This is a genomic window from Haemophilus sp. HMSC071C11, from assembly GCF_001837655.1.
In the GTDB taxonomy this organism is placed as follows: domain Bacteria; phylum Pseudomonadota; class Gammaproteobacteria; order Enterobacterales; family Pasteurellaceae; genus Haemophilus; species Haemophilus influenzae.
In genome coordinates this window covers 36,914-51,509 of sequence record NZ_KV833397.1, presented here as the reverse complement: position 1 = coordinate 51,509, position 14,596 = coordinate 36,914, and the positions used below count along the sequence as shown (strand labels likewise).

Here is a 14,596-nt window from a genome sequence, read left to right as displayed (position 1 = left end):
CTTTTTATTTTAGGAGCAATCATTATGATGATAGATAAACGCCTAATTAACACGGTGGCTGACAGCAAAAAATGGATTGGCGTCACAGTGTTGTGGAATTGGGTGGCGTTAGTTGGCGGGATTATTAGTGCTGTCGTGTTTTCTTATATTTTACAAGCTGCTTATTTTCACGAATTAAGCCCGTTAAGTGCGGTCATTTTGGGCATCCTTTTGATTGCAGCATTGGCATTACGTGCTTTTGCGGGTAAAAAATCAGTGCAGGCGTCTTATTTTGCCAGCACAAAAGTGAAGCATGAATTGCGTAGCCTTATTTATCGTAAATTGGCTTCTATGCCGCTTAACCAAGTGAATCAGCAATCCACTTCAAGCATTATCCAAGTGGCATCAGAAGGTGTAGAACAGCTTGAAATCTACTTTGGGCGTTATTTGCCGCAGCTTTTTTATAGCTTGCTTGCACCGCTTACACTCTTTGCTTTCCTGATTTTTTTCAGTTTTAAAACTGCCGTGATTTTGTTGATTTGTGTGCCGCTTATCCCTATGTCAATTATTGCGGTGAATAAAATTGCGAAAAAACTTTTGGCAAAATATTGGTCGATTTATGTGGGATTAGGCAGTAGCTTTTTAGATAACTTACAGGGTTTAATTACGCTAAAAATCTATCAAGACGATACTTATAAAGCGAAAGCGATGGATAAAGAGGCTGAGCATTTCCGCAAAATAACCATGAAAGTGCTTACTATGCAGCTTAACTCGGTTTCTCTTATGGATTTACTCGCTTATGGCGGCGCGGCAATTGGGATTTTAACTGCATTATTGCAATTCCAAGATGCACAACTCAGCGTGTTAGGCGTGATTTTATTTATTCTCCTTTCTTCTGAGTTCTTTATTCCACTTCGTTTGCTTGGTTCATTCTTCCATGTTGCGATGAATGGTAAAGCGGCTTCAGATAAGATCTTCACATTGCTTGATACGCCAGTGGAAACCCAACAAAGTGCGGTAAATTTTGAGGCAAAAAATAACCTTCAAGTGGAAATTAAAGATCTGCATTTTTCTTATAGTGAAGAAAAACCAGCAATTACAGGTTTAGATTTGAGTATCTTACCAAACCAACTTTCTGTATTTGTGGGTAAAAGTGGTTGCGGTAAATCAACTTTAGTTTCGTTATTGATGGGCTTTAATAAAGCGCAACAAGGAGAGATTTTGTTTAATGGACAAAACGCCCTCAATATTGACTGCACTTCTTTCTATCAAAAAGTATCATTGGTGAGCCATAGCAGTTATGTGTTTAAAGGCTCACTGCGTGAAAATATGACGATGGCGAAAATTGATGCTACAGATGAACAAATTTATGCGTGTTTAGAACAAGTGAATCTTGCCCAATTTGTACGCGAAAATGGCGGATTAGATATGCAACTCTTAAGCCGAGGTGCGAATTTATCGGGCGGTCAAATTCAACGTTTAGCCTTAGCGCGTGCTTTATTACACAATGCCGAGCTTTATATTTTTGATGAAGCGACCAGTAACATTGATGTGGAAAGCGAAGAAATTATTTTGCAGTTCATTCAGCAATTTAAACAACAAAAAACCATTGTGATGATTTCTCACCGCTTGGCGAATGCGGTAAATGCGGACTGTATTAACGTACTTGACCAAGGCAAATTGATTGAGCAAGGCACACACGAAAGCTTAATGGCAAAACAAGGTGCGTATGCTGAAATGTTCCAACAACAAAAAGATTTAGAACAAATTAGAGAGGTGGCAAATGCGTAAAAATGGTTTTGTTGTAATGGGGCATTTGTTGAAATTAGTGACTCCACTTGCGCACATTATGGCGTTTACCATTACTATGGGTACGCTCGGTTTCCTAGCTGCCATCTTTATTATGGTGCTGGGTGCGATGGGGTTAGTGAATCTTCTTAACTTTGACACCTATTTAAGTTTCTCTGGCATTTTGACCGCACTTATCGTATTGGCGGTGGCTCGTGGAGCATTGCGTTATTTAGAGCAAATGTCTGGGCATTATATCGCCTTTAAATTATTGGCATTATTGCGTGACAAAGTGTTTTCTTCTTTGCGTCGCCTAGCTTTTGTGAAGTTGCAAGATAAACAAGCGGGGCAATTAGTGTCATTAGTCACCAATGATATTGAGTTACTCGAAGTGTTTTATGCGCACACCATTGCACCAATTATGATCGCATTCTTTACCTCTGCGATTTTATTGTTGGTCTTTGCCCAGCTTTCAAGCTGGTTTGTACTTGTGGCATTGGCTGCTTATTTAACAGTTGGCGTGATTTTACCGATTATTACCACCAAATTGGCACGTGAAGATGGCAGACGTTATCGTGAATTAGTGGGCGAAATGAACGACTTCTTCCTCGACAGCGTGCGTGGTATGAAAGAAATTCAGCTTTTCGGTTATGCACAACAACGTTTAGCAGAAATTCAACAACGCAGCCAAAAAATCGATACGGCGTTTGAGCGTATTAAAGACCAAGAAGCGAAAGTTCGTGTTTATACTGAAGTGGCAGTATCTGTTTTCAACATTATTATGCTGTTTACTGGCTTAATTTTATTTAGCTTAGATAAAATTGATTTCGCTGCCTTTTTAGTTGGCGTGATTTTATTGATGTCGAGCTATGGGCCAGTTATCGCCTTAAGTAACCTTTCAAGCAACTTATTACAAACTTTGGCTTCTGGCGAACGAGTATTAAGTTTATTAGCGGAAGAGCCAGAGTTAAAAGATGTAGAAAGTGCGGTAGATTTAAAAGATGTTTCTTGCATTGATGTTGAGAATGTAAACTTCGCTTACGGCGAAGAACAAATTTTATCGGATGTCAGCTTATCTGTGAAAAAAGGCGAAATCTTAGGTATTCACGGCAGAAGTGGTAGCGGTAAAAGTACCTTATTGAAATTGCTGATGCGTTTTTACGATCCTAAATCAGGTAGCATTAAAATTAACGGTGAAACTTTGCCAAATATCAACACCCGTAGCTTACGTGACAATATGGCGTACATTACTCAGCAAACCTATATTTTCAACGAAACCATCGAGGAAAATATCCGTCTTGCTCGCCGTGATGCAACCTTAGAAGAAATTATGGAAGCAGCGAAGAAAGCTTCAATTCATGATTTCATTTTAAGCTTACCACAAGGTTATCAAACAAAAATGACAGAATTGGGCGGCAATCTCTCTGACGGTGAAAAACAGCGTATCGGTATTGCCCGAGCATTCTTGCATAATGCACCGATTATTTTACTCGATGAGCCAACCAGTAATTTGGATAGCTTAAACGAAGCAATGATTTTGAAATCATTACTCGATGTGAAAGCTGAAAAATTGATTATTCTCGTCAGCCACCGCCAATCTACCATGGCTATTTGCGATCAGGTAATTGGCATAGAAAACGGCAGAATGTCCTAAACTAAGACAACAAAAAATCGCACTGTTAAAGGTGCGATTTTTTTTGTTTCTAATACTAAATATTCAAAATTTTATAAAGGTCATCCAAATAATGAATAGATTGAATTTTACGAATTGTGCGGGATTTTCCTCGAATTAAAATGGTTTCAGTACTGGCTAAATTGCCTTTTCGGGAAATGCCTTTAAGCAAATCGCCATTGGTAATGCCTGTTGCAGTAAATACAAGATTGTCATCACGCACGAGATCTTCAAGTTTTAACACTTCATTCACTTTTACGCCCAATGCTGCACAGCGTTGAATCTCATTAGCTGCAATTTTTTTATTTTCTTCGGTGTCGCTTTTTACTTCATTGCGTGGGATTAAACGAGCTTGCATATCACCACCTAATGCTCGAATGGCTGCAGCAGCTGCCACGCCTTCTGGCGCACCACCAATTCCATAAAGAAGATCGACTTCAGCATCAGGTAAGCAGCAAAGCACAGAACCTGCCACATCGCCATCAGGAATTGCCAATACTTTCGCGCCCAAGTTATGTATTTGTTTAATTACGGCATCGTGACGTGGTTTGGCTAATACCATTACGGTAAGGTCAGAAAGGGATTTTCCTAGCTTAGATGCGATGCGGCGAAGATTTTGTTCCAGTGGTAAATTTAAATCAATGATGCCTTTTACATTTGAACCCACCACTAATTTTTCCATATACATATCAGGTGCTTTTAAAAAGGTATTTTTGCCACCTGCAGCCAAGACAGAAATAGCATTAGATTGCCCCATTGCGGTCATACGTGTACCATCAATAGGATCTACTGCGATAGAAACTAATTCCCCTAAGCCAGAACCGACTTTTTCGCCAACATAAAGCATTGGGGCTTCATCAATTTCGCCCTCTCCTATAACGATTTCAGCGTCCATATGAATCAAATTCAGCATATAACGCATCGCTTTTACCGCTGCATCGTCTGCCGCATTTTTATCTCCTCGACCAAGCCACGTGTAAGCTGCTAGAGCGGCTGCTTCTGTTACTCGTGAAAATTCAATGGCTAATGCTCGATTCATTATTATTCTCCTTCTGCTTATTTTTCAAGATTATGGCAAAAATAGCATCATTCTATCACTGAGTAATCGTTTGCATAATAAATTTTTATTCAATGCTTTAAAAAGGTAAATTTACTGGGTAAAATACCCCTAAACTTACCCATATTTAAAAGGAAATCATTATGTCTTTAGAAATTTTAGACCAGCTTGAAGAAAAAATTAAACAAGCGGTAGAAACTATCCAATTACTTCAATTAGAAGTTGAAGAATTAAAAGAGAAAAACGCAGAATCTCAAAGAAATATCGAAAACTTACAAACTGAAAATGAACAGCTGAAAAACGAACATCGTAACTGGCAAGAGCATATTCGTTCATTACTTGGTAAGTTTGATAACGTTTAATCGTAATAAAAGGCTTAGATTTTCTAAGCCTTTTTATTATTAATCATTTCAATAATTTTCTTTTCTCTTTGAGAAGAAAATAAATATAGGATAATAAAATGCACATTTGTATTCTTTCAGGCAGCACTTTAGGTGGGGCGGAATATGTTGCCGAGCATTTAAACGATGTTTTAGAAACTCAAGGTTTTTCCACCGCACTTTTTCACGGACCAAATTTATCTGACATTGAAAACGAGAAAATTTGGCTGATTGTCACTTCAACGCACGGTGCAGGCGAATTGCCAGACAATTTAAAACCCCTATTTGATGAATTAGCGAATAGCCAAAAGGATTTTTCAGATGTTCGCTTTGCGGTCGTTGGATTAGGTAGTTCTGATTATGATACTTTTTGCTATGCAGCGGACAAAGTGGAGCAAACACTTCAAGCAAAAAGTGCGGTAAAAATTTGTGAGACTTTAAAAATTGACGTGTTAAACGTGGATGATCAAGAAAGTTATGCTGAAGAATGGTTACCGAGTTTTATTGAGGGATTGAAATGATCGCCCTAATTCAGCGTGTGTCTCAAGCAAAAGTGAATGTAAAGGGCGAAACAATAGGGAAAATTGGCAAAGGTTTGTTAGTTTTGCTTGGTGTAGAAAAAGAAGATAACCGAGAAAAAGCGGATAAACTCGCTGAAAAAGTGCTTAATTATCGAATTTTCAGTGATGAAAATGACAAGATGAATTTAAATGTTCAACAAGCGCAGGGGGAATTACTTATCGTTTCGCAATTTACATTAGCAGCGGATACGCAAAAAGGTTTACGCCCGAGTTTTTCAAAAGGTGCGTCCCCAGCATTGGCTAATGAATTATATGAATACTTTATCCAAAAGTGCGCAGAGAAATTACCTGTTTCAACAGGGCAATTTGCAGCGGATATGCAAGTGAGCTTAACAAATGATGGGCCTGTGACGTTTTGGTTAAATGTATAATAAGAAAATCTAAGTTGGCAATAAGCTCACTGTTTTACATTTGTTTTATTAAATGGTTTAGTTAATGGAATATTCTCGTTAAAGCGTATAAATTCCATCAATTAATAATGAACCATATATTCAACAAGGTTGGTAAGCAAAAAGGCGGACTGAAGCCCTCCATTGCTCCCTCACCCATAAATGGGCGTCTCCTTTCACCAATGGTCACTTAATAATAACGAGCAATCGCTTATTATTTCACTAATAAAAATGCGATGAAATTCTTTTCAAATTGCACCGCACTTTTAAGAATATAAGAATAGTAAATTATTGTCGAATTAAAAGAGCAACGGCTTCACAAGCAATCCCCTCTTGTCTTCCTGTAAAGCCTAATTTTTCGGTAGTCGTTGCTTTTACATTAACTTGCTCAATATCACATAGGATATCTTCAGCTATTTTGGCACGCATTGCATCAATATGTGGGCGCATTTTAGGTGCTTGAGCGATGATGGTAATATCAACATTACCTATTTTATATCCCTTTTCTTGTACTTGGCGAAACGCTTCACGCAGTAAACCTCGACTATCCGCATTTTTATATTGCATATCGGTATCGGGGAAAAGTTTTCCAATATCGCCTAAAGCTGCAGCCCCTAAGATTGCATCAGTTAATGCGTGTAATGCCACATCTCCATCTGAGTGCGCAATAAAGCCCGTATGATAAGGCACTTCTACACCACCAATAATTAATGGTCGATCTTCGCCAAAAGCGTGAACATCAAAGCCGTGTCCAATTCTGATCATAATTTATTCCTTGTTAAATAAAATTCTGCTAATGCTAAATCTTCTGGACGAGTCACTTTTAAATTATCGCTACGTCCAGCCACTAAGTGCGGTCTAAATCCAGCAAGTTCTATCGCTGATGCTTCATCTGTTATATTCGCACCTTGTTGAATTCCTGTGGAAAGCGCATCTCTTAATATATCTACTGGGAAAAACTGCGGTGTCATTGCTTGCCAAAGCTGGCTACGATCTTCTGTTTTTACAATACATTGCTGATTGTCCGCTCGTTTAATCGTATCTGTTACTGGGATTGCCAAAATCGCACCTTGTTTATCTTCAATAGCTAACAATTTATCAATATCAGCATGTTGTAAACAAGGGCGGGCAGCATCATGAACAAGCACCCAGGCATTTTTTTCCGCAATTGCATTTAAACCATTTAAGACAGATTCAGCTCGCGTTGTGCCACCTTCCACTAACTGAATTTTAGGATCGAGCGATAGTGTAGAAATATAAGGATCATCTTTGCTTACCGCCAAGATAATTTTAGATACAGCAGGATAAGAAAGCATCACATCGAGTGTATGTTCAAGCAGTGTTTTGCCAAGCAGCGTTAAATATTGTTTCGGTTTATCCGCTTGCATCCGTGAACCAACACCAGCCGCGGGCAAGACCGCAATAATTGAACGAGTCATTATTTACTCTCTTTTACAATATGATAGAACACTTCATTTTCTTTCACTAAGCCATGTTGCATTCGTGCGCGTTCTTCGATCGCTTCAAAACCTTTTGTTAATCCTTGAATTTCTGCATTAATACGCTGATTACGTTGAGATAGCTTTTCATTTTCTGCTTGATTTTCCTTAATTTTCTCAGCATTTTGACGATAATCTAAAAAACCGTTACTGCCAAACCAAAAATTATATTGAAACAATACTAATACAGAAAGAAGGATTAAAATAAGAAGTCGCATACGGATATTTATTGTGAGTAAAATTTTAACCTGTTTACCGTGAAAAATTAGGAAAAACGATAAAATGAAAGAAAGTGCGGTTAAAAATTCTTTTATTTTAACCGCACTTTTTTGTATAAAAATTATTTTCTAGAGAGAGGTGGAACAAAGGTTAAACCTAAATCCCAAGGTTGCTCAATCCAAGTATTTTGTGGAATATCAATTACGTAATCATCCACTAATTCCGCACCTGCAGGTTTTGCAAATACAGTGACAAATTTTGCATTAGGGTACATTTGACGAATCGCACGTGCCGTATTACCCGTATCAACTAAATCATCTACCACGATAAATCCTTCGCCGCCATTTGGCACTTGGGCTGCATGAAGAACTTGTAGTTCACCTTGATTGTTATGATCGTGATAACTTGCGATACAAACGGTTTCAATATGACGAAGACCCAATTCTCTAGCCAATACAGCCGCTGGAAACAAACCACCGCGACTCACCGCAATAATACCTTTCCATTGGGAAGCTGGAAGTAAACGTTCTGATAATCTGCGGGCATGCATTTGAAACATATCCCAAGTTACCACATATTTTTCGCTCATAATTGCACCTTAGTTTAAATTTATCGAGAAATAAAAAATTGCGTAAGGATAACCCGAAATGGCGTTTTATGCTATTATTTCGTAAATATTTTCAGTAAAAAGGAGCAACTATGTCTGAAATTACAACACTTCAACCTTCACTGTTATGGAAATGGTTCGATCAAATTTGTGCAATCCCTCATCCTTCTCATTATGAAGATACGTTAGCTAACTTTATTGTAAATTGGGCAAAAGAAAAGCATTTTTTTGTTGAACGCGATGAAGTGGGGAATATTCTCATTCGTAAACCCGCGACGAAAGGAATGGAAAATCACACGCCTGTTGTGCTACAAGCCCATCTAGATATGGTGCCACAGGCTAATGAAGGCAATCCACATGATTTTACCAAAGATCCAATTCAACCTTATATTGATGGAGAATGGGTGAAAGCACGAGGTACCACATTAGGAGCTGACAATGGTATCGGTTTAGCCTCTACTTTAGCGGTGTTAGAAAGCAATGATTTAGCCCATCCACCTCTTGAAGTGCTTTTAACAATGACAGAAGAAACAGGCATGGATGGCGCAAAAGGCTTACGTCATAGCTGGTTACAATCTGAAATTTTAATCAATACAGATACCGAAGAAATTGGCGAAATTTACATTGGTTGTGCGGGCGGGATTAACGCAAACTTTGAAATTCCCGTTCAATATGAAACCAATACGTTTGAGCGCAGCGCACAAATCACCCTTAAGGGTTTACGTGGCGGCCACTCTGGCGGCGATATCCATACAGGGCGTGCAAATGCAATTAAAGTGTTAGCGCGAGTATTAGCAAAACTTTCTCAAAATCAACCGCACTTTGCTCTCTCTGATATTCGTGGTGGCTCAATTCGTAATGCAATTCCTCGAGAAGCAGCAGCTGTGTTAGCCTTTAATGGCGATGTAAAAACCATAGAAAGTGCGGTAGAAAATCTCGCGGTTGTGCTTAAAGAAGAATTAGCAATTGCAGAACCTAATTTCACACTTTTTGTAGAATCCGCAGAAAAAGCCCCTACCGTATTCACCGCACAAAGCACTCAAACGGTTATTAACGCACTCAACGTATTACCAAATGGCGTAATCCGCAATAGTGATGTAGTTAAAAATGTTGTAGAAAGTTCATTAAGCGTTGGCGTATTGAAAACAGAAGGTAATGTTGTAAAAAGCACTATTTTAGTTCGTTCATTAATTGAAAGCGGTAAATATTACGTAACTGAAATGCTCAGCTCACTTGCAATCTTAGCAAATGCAAAAGTCGAGTTTTCTGCACCTTATCCGGGCTGGCAACCTGTAAATGACTCAACTATCTTAGACGTTACTCGCAAACATTATGCTGAAGTGCTAGGCGAGCAACCTGTAGTGAAAGTCATTCACGCAGGATTAGAATGTGGTCTTTTAAAAGAACATTATCCAAACATTGAAATGATTTCTGTTGGGCCAACAATCCGAAATGCTCACTCACCAGATGAAAAAGTGGAAATCGCAACAGTACAAACCTATTGGGATTTATTGACAAGAGTACTTGCCGATATTCCTGCGAAGTAATCTAATATTAATTAAAAGTGCGGTTAAAATTTCTTTTGTTTTAACCGCTCTTTTATTTTTTTCGTTTCGCTCTTGGGTGCGCCTGATCGTACACTTCTGCTAGATGTTGGAAATTTAAGTGAGTATAAATTTGTGTGGTGGAAAGGTTGCTATGCCCAAGCAATTCTTGCACGGCGCGTAAATCAGAACTGGCTTCCAACATATGCGTCGCAAAAGAATGACGTAATTTGTGCGGATTAAGATGGCTATTTAAGCCTTGACGAATACCCCAAGTTTCTAAACGTTTTTGAATGGCTCGATGAGAAATACGATTTCCAAGCTGGCTAACAAATAATGCCTCATCTTTTGGGTTAAATAATGCCCGCACTTTTAACCATTCTTGAATAGCATGCGAAGCATAACGTCCAAACGGCACAACTCGTTCTTTGTTACCTTTTCCAATAACGCGTACTTCCCGCACACGGGTATTAATGCTGTTTAAATCTAAGCCTTGTAATTCAGATAAACGCAAACCTGAACTATACATTAATTCCAAAATAGCACGATCACGAATATCAATAGGTTCTTTGCTATCGTTGGCAAGCAATTGTTGAATTTGCTCGCCATCCATATTTTTCGGTAAATGCCAGCCTTGTTTCGGTGCAGAAATGCCTGTGGCAGGATTTACTTTTAATTCGCCTTGTTGCACTAAAAAACTGAGAAATCGACGTAATGCGGATAAACGCAAAGCCAAGCTTTTTTCTTTTAAGCCTTGTTTTTTGCTTTCCGCTAAAATAAAGCGCACCACGCTAGGCGTCACTTGTGTCCAAGAATGAATATCTTGTTGCGCTAAGATTTTGATGGTGGCATCAAGCTGATGTTGATAATTAGTGATTGTGTGAGGACTCATTTGGCGTTCAATCCGCAAATAATCCCAATAACGATTTAACGCTGTTAGCATGACAAACTCAATTCAAATAAACGTTCTTTTGGGTTCAATTTAAACCCTTCCGATTCCAACATTGAATATTGATTTTGCGCTAATTCTGCCACTAAACGATTGGATTGCGTGAAATGCACAAAGTCTTTTGCTTTAGAAATCAACGCCGCATAAATTTCTGTTTGTTGCGCATGTTCCAACACAAAAATATCGGTGATTTGCCAATAACGTTGCAATTGTAAAGAAGAAAGGCGAGGGAAAAGCTGCACAAAGCCAATAGCCTTTTCATTTTCATCCACCGCAATAAAAAACAGGCTTTCATTAAAACGCATACGATTAGTTAAAAAAGCTAAGGTACGTTCTGGATTCTCTGCTTGCCCATAGGCTTGGCGATAGGCTTCAAAAAGAGGAAGAAGCACTTCAATATTCCATTGTTCAGCTTTGAAAAGTTTCATAATTGGTTATTTTTTATTGGTTCCATACAGGTAATTGTAGCTTTTTAGCTCAAGATAATCATCTTTCTGTGAGAATTTTTTTAATTTTATGATCTTCTGCAAAGAATAGGGGCGAAATTTTGGTATAGTAAGCAAGTTAATTTTATCAACTATGGAGAAACAAAAATGGCACGTCGTCCTTTAGTTATGGGTAACTGGAAATTAAACGGTAGCAAAGCATTCACGAAAGAATTAATCGAGGGATTAAAAGCGGAATTACATGATGTAACAGGTTGTGATGTAGCAATTGCCCCCCCCGTTATGTATTTAGGTACGGCTGAAGCAGCACTTTCTGGTTGTGGTTGCAGCTGTGGCGGTAAAAGTGTGATTCAATTAGGTGCACAAAACGTAGATATCAATGTGAAAGGTGCATTTACTGGTGATATTTCTAGCGAAATGTTAAAAGATTTCGGTGCAAAATATATCATTATTGGCCACTCTGAACGCCGCACTTATCATAAAGAAAGCGACGAATTTGTGGCGAAAAAATTTGGTGCATTAAAAGAAGCTGGTTTAGTGCCAGTATTATGTATTGGTGAATCTGAAGCAGAAAACGAAGCAGGCAAAACAGAAGAAGTATGTGCGCGTCAAATTGATGCAGTCATCAATGCATTAGGCGTAGAAGCATTCAACGGTGCAGTGATCGCATACGAACCAATCTGGGCAATTGGCACGGGTAAATCTGCAACTCCAGCACAAGCACAAGCCGTTCATGCATTTATCCGTGGTCACATCGCAGCGAAATCACAAGCCGTGGCAGAGCAAGTAATTATTCAATACGGCGGTTCTGTAAATGATGCAAATGCCGCTGAATTATTTACTCAGCCAGACATCGATGGTGCATTAGTGGGTGGCGCATCATTAAAAGCCCCTGCATTTGCAGTAATTGTTAAAGCAGCAGCTGCAGCGAAAAACTAATTTTCAGTTAATTAGAATAACAACAAAAGTGCGGTAAATTTTTACCGCACTTTTTTATATCTTATATTTTTGATGAATGGGTTAGTAAGTGGTATCAATCGGCAATTCTGCTCTGCACCATCCATCAAATCCGCCAATCATACTAAATACATTTTTATAGCCTTGTTCCACGAGAAAAGTCGCTACATTTCGACTGCTCACGCCGTGATAACAACTCACAATAATAGGCGAATCAAAATCTGCTAGTTCTTCAAATTGCAAAAAACTTTGGTTTGTTAAATGAAAAGCACCTTTAGGATGTGAATAAGCAAAGCGCATATTATCTCGAATATCGACTAATATTGCGCCTTGTTGCATCATTTCCCAAGCTTGCTGTGGAGTTATTTCTTTAAATGACATTTATAAACTTCCTTTTGCGTGTTGTTTGTAAACGCCATCAACCATAACAAGAATCATCGCGATAACTAAACAAATAAAAAGTGGGTAGCTTCCGCTATCAATTTGTTCTCCGATCAAAAATGATACGCATAGCATCATAATAGTTTCAACATAACCAAGCAGACCGAGTAAATTCATAGGAAGCATATTACTGGCTATTACATAGGCAATTAACGCAGTACCGCTGATTAATCCTAGTAATACAAGCAGCCCCCAAATAAACGGATTGGTTTGTTGTACTGTCGCGAAATCTGTTTGTAAAGCAAAATAAATACTGACAGGCATAAGGCTTAACATTTCTAAACAAAAGGAGGCAAGATCGGTATTTTTTAATGCTTTTCGGATAGAAAAATATGCGGTGTAACCTAAACAGATAACAATGGCTTCCCAAGAAAGACCGCCTTTTAGCACAATATTAGAAATTACGCCTAATGTTGCAATGATAACGGCAATAAATTTGAATGTTGAAATGCGTTCTTTAAAAAACACGCGACCTGCCGCCACCATTACAATTGGTAAAAGTAAATAACCAAAAGATACACTTAATGAACTGCCATTATTCGGTGCCCAAAGAAAAAGCCACATTTGAAAACCCATTAATAATCCGCAAAGTAAATATGACAATGCTAAGTGCGGTCGTTTTTGAATGCGTTTTAAACGTTCAATTAAAGCTGCTTTTTGTTTAAATAATGTGACGGACAACAGGACAAAAGGAAAAGTAAATATCATCCGATAACCGAAAATATCTGTGCCACTCAAAGGTTTTAGTAACGTAGAAAAATAATACATATAGCCAAATAAAAACGAGGCTAATAATGAAACGAGAATACCTTTAAACATAAGAAATCCTTATTTTAAACCATTATTTATTCTATTCTAACATCGCCCAAAATGCACGGACTAGGGGCTGTTCGAGATTTCTTTTTTGGGTGCAAATACCTAATTCAAAAGGCTCAATAGGTTTATCAAGATTAAGTCTGGAAATTTGGTTATTCATTGGGCTGCTGTCAATTACTGCATCAGGCAACATTGCTAATCCAAATCCTAATCCCACCATTGGCACAATTCCTTCGTGTCCTGCAACAGTAGCATAAATTTTCGGGTGTTTAATTTGTTTCTCCCTTAACCATTGTTCAATTCGCTGCCGTGCGTGACCTTCAACGGGAAAAATAAAAGGCATTTGCTGCCAATCAATAGGTTTTTCTTGCAATAATTGTGTCGCCAAACAAGCCACTCGCGGGGCAATTAGGGACAAACTAATATCATCTATTTTATGAAACACTACACTAGAAGGCAGATTATTTGGTTTCCCCGCAAGCGCGAGATCGACTTGTTGCGCTTGAATTAATTCTAGTGCTAACGCTGGATCACCCGTAGTCAGTTGAATTTCCACTTTAGGATAACGCTGGCGAAATTCTTTAAGTACGTGAGGAAGATGGCTATAAGATGCGGTTACAGAACAAAAAAGTTTAATTTCACCGCAAAATTCATCGGATTTATCTTTCAGTTGTTGTTTAAATTGTTGCCAGTTTTGCCATTCTGTTTTAGCAAATTGCAAAAATTTCTCGCCATATTCAGTAAGTTTGACTTGGCGATTATCACGGATAAAAAGTGTCTTCCCTAACTCGTCTTCCAATCGTTGAATTTGACGGGAAAGGGTAGAGGGAGACATGTGGTTTTGGGTGGCAGTTTTGGCGAAGTTTTTTGTATCACTGAGGTGGATGAATATTTGTAGGTCGGTAAATTCCATAATTTCTTCTTTTATTTTATTTAATTTCGGGTTTCGCCGATGGCGACCTACTTTTTCTTTGCTCATGCAAAGCAAAAGTAGGCAAAAAGAAAACACGCCCTGCTTTGCCTTATTTCCTGAGAAATTGAAAACTTGCTTAACGGAAATTTTCTGAACTCGCTACGCTCAAACAGACGAAAATTTCCTACAAGTTTCCAATTTCTCAGGCGGCAAAGAAGGGAACTAATTTGTTCTTTCTTCAATTTAAAGTGCGGGTAAAATTTAGCGTATTTAAAAAAATACCAGAAAACTAACCGCACTTTTTAATAACGCTCTGATATATTCTGAGCCCCATATAAATCGCCTTTGCGACTTTCAAT

Annotated in this window: 17 protein-coding genes; 7 read left to right on the top strand and 10 right to left on the bottom strand. The window is 38.4% G+C overall.

The genetic code is table 11. The features are described from left to right. Nucleotides 1-24 precede the first annotated feature (24 nt). Nucleotides 25-1,770: an ABC transporter ATP-binding protein/permease gene (locus HMPREF2644_RS00380; protein WP_005690161.1), complete on the top strand. Its 1,746-nt coding sequence runs from the start codon at nucleotides 25-27 to the stop codon at nucleotides 1,768-1,770. Beyond that, nucleotides 1,763-3,421, top strand: a complete 1,659-nt coding sequence (gene cydC, locus HMPREF2644_RS00375) for a thiol reductant ABC exporter subunit CydC (protein ID WP_048950191.1) — start codon at nucleotides 1,763-1,765, stop codon at nucleotides 3,419-3,421. Before HMPREF2644_RS00380 ends, cydC begins: the two co-directional genes overlap by 8 nt. A gap of 55 nt (nucleotides 3,422-3,476) precedes the next feature. Here cydC and glpX read toward each other — a convergent pair whose 3' ends face one another. Then, nucleotides 3,477-4,478: a class II fructose-bisphosphatase gene (gene glpX / locus HMPREF2644_RS00370; RefSeq protein ID WP_005690169.1), complete on the bottom strand. Its 1,002-nt coding sequence runs from the start codon at nucleotides 4,476-4,478 to the stop codon at nucleotides 3,477-3,479. A 161-nt stretch (nucleotides 4,479-4,639) separates the two neighbouring features. Here glpX and HMPREF2644_RS00365 point away from each other — a divergent pair, with 161 nt between their 5' ends. From HMPREF2644_RS00365 to dtd, 3 genes are all read left to right on the top strand, one after another. Continuing rightward, nucleotides 4,640-4,858, top strand: a complete 219-nt coding sequence (locus tag HMPREF2644_RS00365) for a cell division protein ZapB (protein WP_005650820.1) — start codon at nucleotides 4,640-4,642, stop codon at nucleotides 4,856-4,858. Between the two features lie 98 nt (nucleotides 4,859-4,956). Beyond that, nucleotides 4,957-5,397, top strand: a complete 441-nt coding sequence (gene mioC, locus HMPREF2644_RS00360; protein WP_005667635.1) for an FMN-binding protein MioC — start codon at nucleotides 4,957-4,959, stop codon at nucleotides 5,395-5,397. Continuing rightward, on the top strand, nucleotides 5,394-5,828 hold the full coding sequence (gene dtd / locus HMPREF2644_RS00355; RefSeq protein ID WP_005650818.1) for a D-aminoacyl-tRNA deacylase: 435 nt from the start codon (nucleotides 5,394-5,396) through the stop codon (nucleotides 5,826-5,828). Before mioC ends, dtd begins: the two co-directional genes overlap by 4 nt. A 306-nt stretch (nucleotides 5,829-6,134) precedes the next feature. Here dtd and ispF read toward each other — a convergent pair whose 3' ends face one another. The 4 genes from ispF to gpt form a co-directional block, all read right to left on the bottom strand. Further along, nucleotides 6,135-6,611 (bottom strand): 2-C-methyl-D-erythritol 2,4-cyclodiphosphate synthase, encoded by a 477-nt coding sequence (gene ispF / locus HMPREF2644_RS00350; RefSeq protein ID WP_006995249.1) that lies wholly within the window; start codon nucleotides 6,609-6,611, stop codon nucleotides 6,135-6,137. Continuing rightward, on the bottom strand, nucleotides 6,608-7,285 hold the full coding sequence (gene ispD, locus HMPREF2644_RS00345; RefSeq protein WP_011272161.1) for a 2-C-methyl-D-erythritol 4-phosphate cytidylyltransferase: 678 nt from the start codon (nucleotides 7,283-7,285) through the stop codon (nucleotides 6,608-6,610). The genes ispF and ispD overlap by 4 nt, the downstream gene beginning before the upstream one ends. Continuing rightward, nucleotides 7,285-7,563, bottom strand: coding sequence for a cell division protein FtsB (gene ftsB, locus HMPREF2644_RS00340; RefSeq protein ID WP_005661211.1), 279 nt, complete (start codon nucleotides 7,561-7,563; stop codon nucleotides 7,285-7,287). The genes ispD and ftsB overlap by 1 nt, the downstream gene beginning before the upstream one ends. A gap of 122 nt (nucleotides 7,564-7,685) precedes the next feature. Continuing rightward, on the bottom strand, nucleotides 7,686-8,153 hold the full coding sequence (gene gpt / locus HMPREF2644_RS00335; RefSeq protein WP_005650775.1) for a xanthine phosphoribosyltransferase: 468 nt from the start codon (nucleotides 8,151-8,153) through the stop codon (nucleotides 7,686-7,688). 110 nt (nucleotides 8,154-8,263) lie between these two features. On the opposite strand from gpt, the gene HMPREF2644_RS00330 reads away from it, so the two are divergent. After that, the gene (locus HMPREF2644_RS00330; protein ID WP_011272162.1) at nucleotides 8,264-9,718 is read left to right on the top strand and encodes an aminoacyl-histidine dipeptidase; all 1,455 of its coding nucleotides are present in this window, start codon (nucleotides 8,264-8,266) and stop codon (nucleotides 9,716-9,718) included. 52 nt (nucleotides 9,719-9,770) lie between these two features. Here the strand turns inward: HMPREF2644_RS00330 and xerC are convergent, their stop codons facing one another. Both xerC and HMPREF2644_RS00320 read right to left on the bottom strand, forming a co-directional pair. After that, nucleotides 9,771-10,658, bottom strand: a complete 888-nt coding sequence (gene xerC, locus HMPREF2644_RS00325; RefSeq protein WP_011272163.1) for a tyrosine recombinase XerC — start codon at nucleotides 10,656-10,658, stop codon at nucleotides 9,771-9,773. Beyond that, nucleotides 10,652-11,092, bottom strand: a complete 441-nt coding sequence (locus HMPREF2644_RS00320; RefSeq protein WP_005655034.1) for a GNAT family N-acetyltransferase — start codon at nucleotides 11,090-11,092, stop codon at nucleotides 10,652-10,654. Before HMPREF2644_RS00320 ends, xerC begins: the two co-directional genes overlap by 7 nt. A gap of 165 nt (nucleotides 11,093-11,257) precedes the next feature. Here HMPREF2644_RS00320 and tpiA point away from each other — a divergent pair, with 165 nt between their 5' ends. After that, a complete protein-coding gene (gene tpiA / locus HMPREF2644_RS00315; RefSeq protein WP_005650804.1) occupies nucleotides 11,258-12,049 on the top strand; it encodes a triose-phosphate isomerase in 792 nt (263 codons plus the stop codon). Nucleotides 12,050-12,130: 81 nt separating this feature from the next. On the opposite strand, the gene glpE is transcribed toward tpiA, so the two are convergent. Genes glpE through ilvY form a run of 3 tightly spaced genes read right to left on the bottom strand, consistent with a single transcriptional unit; the run spans nucleotide 12,131 to nucleotide 14,237 of the window. After that, a complete protein-coding gene (gene glpE, locus HMPREF2644_RS00310) occupies nucleotides 12,131-12,448 on the bottom strand; it encodes a thiosulfate sulfurtransferase GlpE (RefSeq protein ID WP_005658417.1) in 318 nt (105 codons plus the stop codon). Continuing rightward, nucleotides 12,449-13,327 (bottom strand): EamA family transporter RarD, encoded by an 879-nt coding sequence (rarD, locus tag HMPREF2644_RS00305; RefSeq protein WP_011272164.1) that lies wholly within the window; start codon nucleotides 13,325-13,327, stop codon nucleotides 12,449-12,451. Nucleotides 13,328-13,358: 31 nt separating this feature from the next. Then, a complete protein-coding gene (gene ilvY / locus HMPREF2644_RS00300) occupies nucleotides 13,359-14,237 on the bottom strand; it encodes an HTH-type transcriptional activator IlvY (RefSeq protein WP_011272165.1) in 879 nt (292 codons plus the stop codon). Nucleotides 14,238-14,596: the final 359 nt, after the last annotated feature.